Here is a 9,190-nt window from a genome sequence, read left to right as displayed (position 1 = left end):
CTGCTGGTCATGGCGGAACGGGTCTTCCGGTGGTACGAGAGTCTGGCCGAGGGGCTGGAGGGCGAAGGGCCGGTGCCGGAGCCGCTGGAGTCCGACCGGGAGCGCAACGCCCGGCTGGTCGAGGCGGTCCGCCGGGACCTGCGTGATGCGGACGGGCGGGCGGCGGGGACCGGCATCCGCATCATCTGGACCGGCGACCATCTGGAGGCAGTGCGGCGGCTCCAGTCGCCCATCGCGGCGGCAGCCGGTCACGCCGACGCGCGCGTTGCCGTGATGGGATCAGTTTGACTCCGCAGGTGCCGGCAACCCACTCAGTCGCGCTTGGCCAGGGCCTGACGGGCGGAGTGGCCCTCGGCCCGATCGGCCGGCCCGGCCGAAGGTGACGGTCGTGTCTACCAGGACAGCGTCGTGCGCGCCGGAGATGAGCGTGCTGTTCATGAGGGACCACATCGGCTTGCCCCTGTCCCCCTGCACAGGCGCTTCGGCGAACGGACGCAGAGGAGTCACGTGGCCGTCGACACTGAGCCCGGTCGGCCGTTCCACCACTGTGCCTTCGCCGTGGTGAACTTTCCCCGTGCTGCCGGACACTCGTTGCTCACGCCGCGAGGGCGTGTTCCTGCTCGTGTCGCTGTCGGATCTCCAGCAGGGTGAGGCACCCCCGGGCCGGATGCCTCCGCGGTCGTCCGCGGTGGTAGAAGGTCCCGATGAAGGCGAAGATCTCCGCGCGGGCAGTGGCCCGGTCGGGCCAGTGGCGGGTGCCGATCTCCTCTTCGCGCAGCGCGAAGAAGCTCTCGGCGGCGGCATCGTCGAAGCACGAGCCGGTGCGGCCCATGCTCTGCGGCAGCCCCGACCTGCCTGTTTCCCGGTGGAGTTCATCAGAGGCGTGCTCCGATCCGCGATCGGAATGCGCGCTGTAGCCGGGCTGCAGCCGGCCGCCTCCGGCGGCCATCGTCAGCGCGTCGACGACCGGCAAGGCGCGGTGGCGGTCGGCCATCGGGCAGCCGACGATCTCGCGGGTGGCCAGGTCCAGCCAGGCCACCCGATACAGCCGGCCCTCGGCGGTGGGGAGGCAGGCGATGTCCCCGACCGGTTTTGGCCCGGGGCCTCGGCCGCGCCGTCGCGGCCGATCAGGTCCGCGGCGGGCACCGCCCTCTTCGCCGGACGGGCGGCCCCGGCGCTTGCGCCGGGTGACCCCGGCGATGCCGCGCTCCCGCATGATCCGCTCCACTCGCTTGCGGTCGACCCGCCACTCCAGCCTGCGCAACTCGGCATGGGTACACGGCACCCCGGAGGTGCACCGGGAGGCGCTGTGCACCACGGTGACCTCGTGGGCCGGGGCGTCGTCGGCGGCCCGGCGGGCGGCGCGGGCCTGCTCGCCGGCCAACCAGATGCAGCAGGAGGACCGGGCCACCTTCGGCAGCCGGCCCGGCAGAGCGACTGGGTGGGGGTCTTCTCCGCCTCGATGAACGCCTACACCGCGGTCATCGATCGCTCTCCTTCGCGAAGAGGACCGCCGCTTTTCGCAGTACCTCGATCGTCTCGGCCTGCTCGCGGTTCTGCCGCCGCGGACGGCGCACCTCCTCCCGCTCCGCGCTCGTCAGCTCGCCCGGCGCCCCCTGCCCGCGGTCGATCGTGTCCTGCTCGACCCGGTTCCGCAGCCCCTCGGCGCTGACCCCGGTCTCCCGGGCGACCTCGGTGACGGTCTTGCCGGAGGACCGGACCAGCGCGACCGCGTCGCGCTGGAACTCCTCCCTATACCGCCTGCTGCGGTTGCTCCTGCTTCCCACCTGGCACTACTTCCTCTGGAACCTCACGTCCCGGTCTCCAGGTGCCGACATCAGGGGGAAGCTTCAGTCCGCGCCCGCACCAGTATCCGATTCCCCTCGTCGATCACACCCTCGATGACCGGCAGGGCCAGCCCCGAAAAACACCACATCCGCAAGCTCCTCGACATCACAGACACCGCGCCACCCCATCACCCTGCGTCACCACCGGAAGCGAGACAGGGCCGGACGATTTACAGTCCCGATCATGCAGCCTGAGCTGCCTGGCTGCCTGTTCGGTCATGCGGTGAGGGCGAGGTTGTGCATGCTAGGACGGCGTGGTGGAGACCGTCGCCGCGCTGCCTGCCGGCAGTCACGCAGGATCTTGTAGTTCTTCATCCGGGAGAAGACGTGCTCGACCCGGGCGCGGACCTTTCGGTGGGCGGCATTGCCCTCTTCCTCGCTTCAGTAGCGCCCGTGTTCGTGGTCGCCAGGGTGGTCACGGTGCTCGTGGCCTTGGGGGCGCTGTGCCAGGGCTTGGATGCGTGCGTTGACCTCGTCCGTGGACACGGCCCCCAGGCCGACGAGTACGTCTTCCAGGGCGGCCAGCCAGAGCCGGTAGTAGTTGTAGGGCTTGCCCTGGGCTGTTCCGGCTTCCCAGGCGGAGATCCGAGCGGTCAGTGCGGCCTGGAATTCCGGCCAGGTGAACGCGCCTGCCTCGTACAGACTGACGGCCATGCCGAAGGCACGGCTCTCCCACGGCTCGGCGAACACCAACTCGCCATTGGAACGGGGCGGCGCAGCCGGGCCCTCGACGTCCAGCGGCGCGGTCATGGCGCCACCACCTTGGCCACGCCGACCATCGCGTCCCGGGTCACCAGCGGCACGAGCTCTTCCTCGGTCAGGTGCTCAGTGCCGACTGGACGCTCGGGCAGCACCAGCCACCGCACCTCGCTGGTGGAGTCGCGAACGGTGATCTGCACGTCGTCGGCGAGGTCGAGTCCCATCTCGGACAGCACCGTGCGGGGCTCCTTGACTATCCGCGAGCGGTAGGCAGGTTCCTTGTACCAGCTCGGCGGCAGGCCGAGCACCGGCCACGGGTAGCAGGAGCACAGCGTGCACACCACGACATTGTGGGTGGTCGCGGTGTTCTCGACGACCACGATGTGCTCGCCTTGCGCCCCCGAGAAGCCCAACTCCTTGATGGCGGCGGTGCCGTCGTCGAGCAGCCGCTGCCGGTAGCCCGGGTCGGTCCATGCCTTGGCGACGACCTTGGCACCGTTGAGCGGGCCCACGTTGGTCTCGTAGTCGGTGATGATGCCGTTCATCACCTTCGGGTCGATCAGGCCGCGCTCGGTGAGCAACTGCTCGAGCGCCTCGGTGCGCAGGGCCACGGGAAGGGTCTCGTCCGGCCCGCCGGTGGTGGTCATGGGATTGACTCCAGGTAGCTCTCGTACAGCTCTGCGGTGAGCGCGAAGGGTTCGGCGTCGGCGCCCCACAATTCGCGGGAGTCGAACCGCACCGAGTAGACGTGCTGCGGGTTCTCGCCCTGGAAGTGGGCGTTGGTGTCCGGCAGCACGGCGGCGGGCTGGATGCGCTCGACAACCCCGGTATGCCCCCGCACATAGCCCGGCAGCCGAGTGTGCCCGGGCGGCGACATGTCCTTGGCACGGACATGCTCACCGACGGTGAAGGCCGGCGTGGTGTCCACGGTGCGCAGCGAGCCCTCGGCGGTCCGCGCGTAGTCGGGCCGGGCAGGCTCCGGGATCGGTGGTTCCTCAACACCTTCGCCGCGCAGGTTGCGGGCACGGGCGTCGATCGCGGACGGCGCCAGGATGGCGCTTTCGGTGAGCATCAGCTCCGCGGCGTTGAGCCAGCGGCCAAAATAGCCGTCGTCCAGGTAGGCGACACGGTCCAGGCGCTCCAGTGCGTGCCGGAAGGCATCCGGGTTGACGCCGCCGCACGCAACGCGGCTGGAGAGAATCGCCAGTGCGAATGCCCGGCCCTGCCAGGACTCCTCGAAGACCGGTTCGCCCTTTCTCGGCGGATGCATGGGACCCCAACCCGGGGTGCCCCCCATGTCGGCAATACCATCCACAGTAAAACTCTCATACGAGTGCAACAGCGGTCATACCTACTGGAATTTTAAGCAAGCGGTGGCCCATCAGCATCTGATGGGCCACCGGTCCGGGGTTCGGCCAGATCGATGACGGCCCAGTCGTGGAAGCGGTGCTCCTTGGCGCCGGCCCCTGCCGACAGCTTCTGCCAGACTCGCTTCGACACTGTCGCCGCCGGGGAGTCCGCGCGGGACTTCCCCACATCGGTGGTGACTGAACCGCCCCGGGTTCGGTAGAGATCTCAGATTGTGGTTGTGACCTGGAGTTTCGCGGATTCCCTATAGTGGTCGGCCTCGTACTCGACGGGCGGGACATGGCCTGTCTCACCGTGAAGCCCGCGGTGGCAGTACCAGTCAATCCACTCGGCGGCGGCGAGCTCGACCCGGGAGAGCCCCTTCCAGGGCCGGCCGGGTTGGATCAGCTCGGTCTTGAACAGGCCAATCGTCGATTCCATCAGGGAGTTGTCGTAGGCGTCGCCGACCGAGCCGATCGATGCCGGTTCAGCTCGCGCCAGATCTTCCGGGCACCGTAGACCCGGTAGTCGGCCGTGTGGACCTCCTGGATCCGCTCCTTGAGTTCCGCAGCGTCTCACGGGACCCGATGCCGAGCTTCTCGGTCACCGTCTGCAAAGCGACCGTCCCGTTCGGGTAGTCGTCGCGCACCTCGGCGACCATGCGCACCGCACGACGGCGCAGCTCAAGCGGGTAACGGGAAGGTCGTGCCATGACTCGATCCCTTCATGAAATCGAGTCTCCATCCGATCCGGGGCGGTTCAGTTTCTATCCGTGCATGGTGGGGCGCTCGGGGCTGAGTCCGGGCGGTTGGGAGGGCTCCGGCAGGGCGGTCGGTGGTTTGACGGGCCGCGTCTGCGGGGTGCCGCGCGATAGGACCAGCGGCTCCCCGCAGTGCCTGATCTGAAGCGGTTCTCCCTCCATCAGGGTGTACGTGGCCCCGGAGTTGGTGATCTCGACTCGCAGGCACCGCTGCCGCACGTGGACGGAGAAGGCCAGCCGACTGAGCTTCTCGGGCAGCCTGGGAGCGAAACGCAGCGTTTCCCCGTGGTAACGCATGCCCCCGAAGCCCGCGACCAGCGCGATCCAGGAGCCCGCCAGCGAGGCGATGTGCAGGCCGTCGCGGGTGTTCTTCTCCAGATCGTCCAGGTCCATCAGCGCTGCCTCCCCGAGGTACTCGTAGGCCAGGCGTAGATGTCCCACCTCGGCGGCGATCACCGCCTGGACGCAGGCCGACAGCGAGGAGTCCCGAACGGTGAGCGGGTCGTAGTAGGCGAAGTTCCGAGCCTTCTGGTCCTCGGCGAAGGCATCGCCTCGCAGATACATCGCCAGTATCAGGTCCGCCTGTTTGACCACCTGCTGGCGGTACAGCTCGAAGTAGGGGAAGTGCAGCATCAGCGGATAGTCGTCGGGTCCGGTGGCGGCGAAATCCCACACCTGGTGGCGGGTGAAGCCCGCCGACTGCTCGTGGATTCCCAGCCCGTTGTTGTAGGGGACCGTCATCTCCTTGGCGGCATCCCGCCACGCCGCCGTCTCCTCCTCGTCCACCCCGAGGGCGGCCGCCTGTTCCATGTGGCGCTCGGCGGCGTCGGCGGCGGCCCCGAGGTTCTCCTGGGCCATCAGGTTGGTGTAGACGTTGTCGTCGGCGAGCGCGCTGTACTCGTCGGGACCGGTAACGCCGTCGATGTGGAAGCGGCCGTGGGAGTCGTGGTGCCCGAGGGAGTGCCACAGCCGGGCGGTCTCCACCAGCAGTTCCACGCCGCTTTTTCGCTCGAACTCCACGTCATCGGTGAGGGAGGCGTAACGCATCACGGCGTGGGCGATGTCGGCATTGACGTGGAAGGCGGCGGTGCCGGCCGGCCAGTAGCCGGAGCACTCCGCCCCTTCAATGGTCCGCCATGGGAAGGCAGCGCCCCTCAGGCCCAGTTGGTGGGCACGGTCCCGCGCCGCGTGCAGGGTGTCCTGCCGCCAGCGCAGGACGTCCGCGACGCATCGCGGGTAGGTGAAAGTGAGCAGTGGCAGGACGAAGATCTCGGTGTCCCAGAAGGCATGCCCGTCGTATCCGGAGCCGGTCAGGCCCTTGGCCGGAATCGCCCGTTGTTCGGCCCTGGCGGCGGCCTGCAGCACATGGAAGAGGGCGAAGCGAACGGCCTGCTGGATCTCCGCGTCGCCGTCGACCTCGACGTCCGCATGTTCCCAGAAGTCGTCGAGGAAGGCTCGTTGCTGGTCGACCAGCCCCGGCCAGCCGCTGCTGCGGGCGCCGGCGAGCGCGGCATCCACCTGATCCCGCAGGGCCGGCAGCGAGCGCACCCCCGACCAGCCGTACGAGACGAACTTCTCCAGACGCAGCACCTCGCCCGGTTCGAGGCCGGTGATGACGGTGAGTCGGGCCACGTTGTCACTGCTCTCAGCGGAGGTCTGAGGGGACGCCGGTCCGTGCACCGTGTGGTCAGCGGCGGCAGCGACCCGCAGGCCGCTGACGGTGGTGCGGTGCACCATGCGCAGCCGCGTGTCATGGGCGCTGTGCTCCTCGGGCCGGAGTGGGGACTCCAGGGCGGCGGAAACGCGCGGATCGCCGCGCGAGGTAGGCAGCTGCTCGTTGGCGACGAGTTCGGACTGAAGGACGAGCTGCACCTCATCGTCGAGCGGTTCCACCTCGTAGGCGATCGCGGCGACGGCCCGCTGGGTGAAGGAGACCAGGCGGGTGGAGCGGACCCGTACGGTCTTGCCCGCCGGCGAGGTCCACTCGCACGTCCGGTGCAGCAGCCCACTGCGCAGATCCAGCACCCGGTCATGCGACCGAAGCCGTCCATAGCGCAGGTCCAACGGCTCGTCGTCGACCAAGAGGCGGATCAGCTTGCCGTTGGTGACGTTGATGACCGTCTGACCGGACTCGGGATAACCGTAGCCCGCCTCCGCGTACGGAAGCGGATGCAGCTCGTGAACGCCGTTGAGGTAGCTGCCGGGCAGGCCGTACGGTTCGCCCTCGTCGAGGTTGCCCCGCCAACCGATGTGGCCATTGGACAAGGCGAATACTGATTCGCTCTGCGCCAGGACATCCCGGTGGAGCCCGGTCTCACGCACCCGCCAGGGTTCGACCACGTAGCCAGAGTGAGTAATCACGTTCTGTCCTCCAGCAGCTCGGCGAGGTCGCCCACGACGATGTCGGCGCCGTGCTGGTGCAGCGCTTGGGCCTGACCGACCCGGTCGATTCCGACGATGTATCCGAAGCGGCCGGACCGTCCGGCGTCCATGCCGGCCAGCGCGTCCTCGAAGACCGCGGCCGCGCCGGGCTCGACGCCGAGGTCGTGCGCTGCTTCGAGGAATGTGTCCGGGCGCGGTTTGCCGGGCAGCTTGCGCTCGGCGGCGACGACACCGTCGATCCGTACGTCGAACAGCCCTTCGATACCGGCCGACGCCAGGGCGTCGTAGGCGTTGGCGCTCGAGGAGACCACGGCGGTGGACAGCCCGGACGCCCGCACGGCCTCGACGTAGCGGACGGAACCCGCGTACGCCTCGACACCTTGTGTGTGGATCTTCTCCAGCAGCAGGGCGTTCTTGCGGTTGCCGAGACCGTGCACGGTGTCCAGCTCCGGTGAGTCGTCGTCCGAGCCCTCGGGAAGTTCGATGCCGCGCGAGGCCAGGAACACCCGTACACCGTCGGCGCGCGGACGGCCGTCGACGTACTCGTCGTAGTCGGCAATCGCATCGAAAGGCCGGAAACCGGGACCGTCCCGTCGCCGCAGGAAGTCGTCGAAGGCCTCCTTCCAAGCCGCGGCATGCACCACCGCGGTCTTGGTCAGCACCCCATCCAGATCGAACAGGCAGGCACGTACGACATCCGGAAGGCCCAGCTTTGTCACGATTTACCCATGCCCGCTCTGCTGGTCCTTAATCTCTCGCGTCATGAACGCAAGCCGACGGGCTTCGGTTCCCCTGCGTGAGCATCCCGGCTCACCAGGGGGCATGTCCCACGACGTGCAACACCGTTGCTTTTAGCTCACGTTGGTCTTGTCAAGGCCGTCCTCCTTGATCATCTCGTAGCGGAGGGTGTACGCCTGGGATGTCCTCGGGTGCTTTCCGGCGGTGAACGTGTACTTGCTGTTGCGCTTGCGGATGCGGGCCTTCAGCCGCCGGCGCGGTGTCTTCGGCAAGAGGTCGGCCAGGGCGGCACGGCCGATCGCCCCGACGAGGGTCACCGGGTCGGCCGCGACGATGCCGCAGGCAACCACGATCTGGTCGGCGGCGTGCAGCAGCACAACAAAACTCACGCGCTGTGCCGACAGGCCCGGTCGGGCGGTGACCAGGTCACTCGCGACGTGGGCAAGTGCCTGGTAGGCGGTCGGCAGCGCGTAGACCTCCTGCTCGCCGAGGATGGTCGACTTCAGCGAGAAGCAGCAGGTTTCCGCCTGCCACCTGCGGTGATACAGCGCGATCGGTTCCTGGGCGGGGTAGCGGTCAGCATCCAGGAGGCTGGTCATCAGCCGCCACAGCTCGGTGCGGCGGGTGCCGTCGGCCAGCGTGACGGTCGTCATCCGGGCCTCGACGATCCGTACCTCGAGCCGTCCATAGCCGCGTCCCGCCTGGTATTTTCCGGCGCAGATGGTGGTCAGGCAGGAGCCATCCGGCAGCGGGTGGCGCACCGTCGGCCGCCGTTTGCGGGTCGAGCGCAGCAGGAAGGCGGCACCGGTGTCCGTGACCGCGGCCAGGAAGTCGAAGGCGTCGTAGTAGGCGTCGGCCAGCAGCATCATCGAGGCGTTCAGGTGGTCAGCAGCCGGTGTGCGTAGCCGAGTTCGCCGGTGGTATCCGGTCCGAAGGACGCGCCGATCAGGGCTCGGGTGCCGCACTCGACCAGGGCGACCAGGCGCAGCAGGGGATGGCCGAACTCGAGCCGTTCTCCGCCATGCTTGGGGTAGTGCCAGGTCACAGCCTTCTCATCGGGAATGCTCAAGGTGGTGCCGTCCACCGCGACCACCCGCAGACCGTGGAAGAAGGATCCATTCTGTGTGCGCGTGGCGACCGGGCCGGCCAGGATCTCGAACAGGCGGCGCAGCGGGGCGCTGCCCAGCCGACAGCGGGCCCGCGGCAGCGAGGAGGCGGCAGGCCGGGCCGTGCTGATCCCGTCGAGAGTGGCGGTGAGTTTGCCCCACATCGCCTGATAGGACGAGTTCTCGAAGAAGGCCAGGGCGAGCACGAAGTACACCACGACCCGTGCCGGGAGCAGCCGCACACGGCGCTCGCGCGCGCCGGTCTCCTCGAGTACCGAGTCCACCAGCCGCGGATCGATGATCTGGGTCAA

General features: G+C 68.5%; 10 protein-coding genes and 4 pseudogenes. 1 reads left to right on the top strand and 13 read right to left on the bottom strand.

What is annotated here, in order from left to right; translation table 11 throughout:
- Positions 1–288: pseudogene (locus DIZ27_RS46235) on the top strand (hypothetical protein); the annotation flags it as partial.
- Positions 289–595: 307 nt separating this feature from the next.
- Here the strand turns inward: DIZ27_RS46235 and DIZ27_RS39215 are convergent.
- The 13 genes and pseudogenes from DIZ27_RS39215 to DIZ27_RS39155 all read right to left on the bottom strand — a co-directional run bounded on the left by DIZ27_RS39215 (position 596) and on the right by DIZ27_RS39155 (position 9,190).
- Positions 596–1,411 (bottom strand): IS3 family transposase, encoded by an 816-nt coding sequence (locus DIZ27_RS39215; protein ID WP_109383134.1) that lies wholly within the window; start codon positions 1,409–1,411, stop codon positions 596–598.
- A gap of 70 nt (positions 1,412–1,481) precedes the next feature.
- Positions 1,482–1,787, bottom strand: a complete 306-nt coding sequence (locus tag DIZ27_RS39210; RefSeq protein ID WP_109383133.1) for a transposase — start codon at positions 1,785–1,787, stop codon at positions 1,482–1,484.
- A 242-nt stretch (positions 1,788–2,029) separates the two neighbouring features.
- A pseudogene (locus DIZ27_RS39205) lies at positions 2,030–2,225 on the bottom strand (hypothetical protein); the annotation flags it as partial.
- Positions 2,226–2,228: 3 nt separating this feature from the next.
- Positions 2,229–2,597: a nitrile hydratase accessory protein gene (locus tag DIZ27_RS39200; protein WP_109383132.1), complete on the bottom strand. Its 369-nt coding sequence runs from the start codon at positions 2,595–2,597 to the stop codon at positions 2,229–2,231.
- Positions 2,594–3,193 carry a nitrile hydratase subunit alpha gene (gene nthA, locus DIZ27_RS39195; protein WP_109383131.1) on the bottom strand — a complete coding sequence of 200 codons (600 nt, stop codon included), beginning with the start codon at positions 3,191–3,193 and terminating at the stop codon, positions 2,594–2,596. Before nthA ends, DIZ27_RS39200 begins: the two co-directional genes overlap by 4 nt.
- Positions 3,190–3,861, bottom strand: a complete 672-nt coding sequence (nthB, locus tag DIZ27_RS39190; RefSeq protein WP_109383130.1) for a nitrile hydratase subunit beta — start codon at positions 3,859–3,861, stop codon at positions 3,190–3,192. Before nthB ends, nthA begins: the two co-directional genes overlap by 4 nt.
- An 83-nt stretch (positions 3,862–3,944) precedes the next feature.
- A pseudogene (locus tag DIZ27_RS47940) lies at positions 3,945–4,094 on the bottom strand (IS701 family transposase); the annotation flags it as partial.
- A 27-nt stretch (positions 4,095–4,121) separates the two neighbouring features.
- Positions 4,122–4,370: an integrase core domain-containing protein gene (locus tag DIZ27_RS47935; RefSeq protein WP_375232057.1), complete on the bottom strand. Its 249-nt coding sequence runs from the start codon at positions 4,368–4,370 to the stop codon at positions 4,122–4,124.
- Positions 4,334–4,450: pseudogene (locus DIZ27_RS49025) on the bottom strand (IS3 family transposase); the annotation flags it as partial. The gene DIZ27_RS47935 and the pseudogene DIZ27_RS49025, both read right to left, overlap by 37 nt.
- Positions 4,451–4,659: 209 nt before the next feature.
- Positions 4,660–7,014, bottom strand: coding sequence for a glycoside hydrolase family 65 protein (locus tag DIZ27_RS39170; RefSeq protein WP_109383128.1), 2,355 nt, complete (start codon positions 7,012–7,014; stop codon positions 4,660–4,662).
- Positions 7,011–7,754 (bottom strand): HAD family phosphatase, encoded by a 744-nt coding sequence (locus DIZ27_RS39165; RefSeq protein ID WP_109383127.1) that lies wholly within the window; start codon positions 7,752–7,754, stop codon positions 7,011–7,013. Before DIZ27_RS39165 ends, DIZ27_RS39170 begins: the two co-directional genes overlap by 4 nt.
- Positions 7,755–7,886: 132 nt before the next feature.
- Positions 7,887–8,642: a hypothetical protein gene (locus tag DIZ27_RS39160; protein WP_109383126.1), complete on the bottom strand. Its 756-nt coding sequence runs from the start codon at positions 8,640–8,642 to the stop codon at positions 7,887–7,889.
- Positions 8,643–8,650: 8 nt separating this feature from the next.
- The gene (locus tag DIZ27_RS39155) at positions 8,651–9,190 is read right to left on the bottom strand and encodes a transposase domain-containing protein (protein ID WP_181383915.1); all 540 of its coding nucleotides are present in this window, start codon (positions 9,188–9,190) and stop codon (positions 8,651–8,653) included.

It is taken from the genome of Streptomyces sp. NWU339 (assembly GCF_003143855.1).
Classification (GTDB): Bacteria; Actinomycetota; Actinomycetes; order Streptomycetales; family Streptomycetaceae; genus Streptomyces.
Note: the sequence above shows the minus strand (reverse complement) of the source record. Positions and strands in the feature narration are given on the sequence as shown.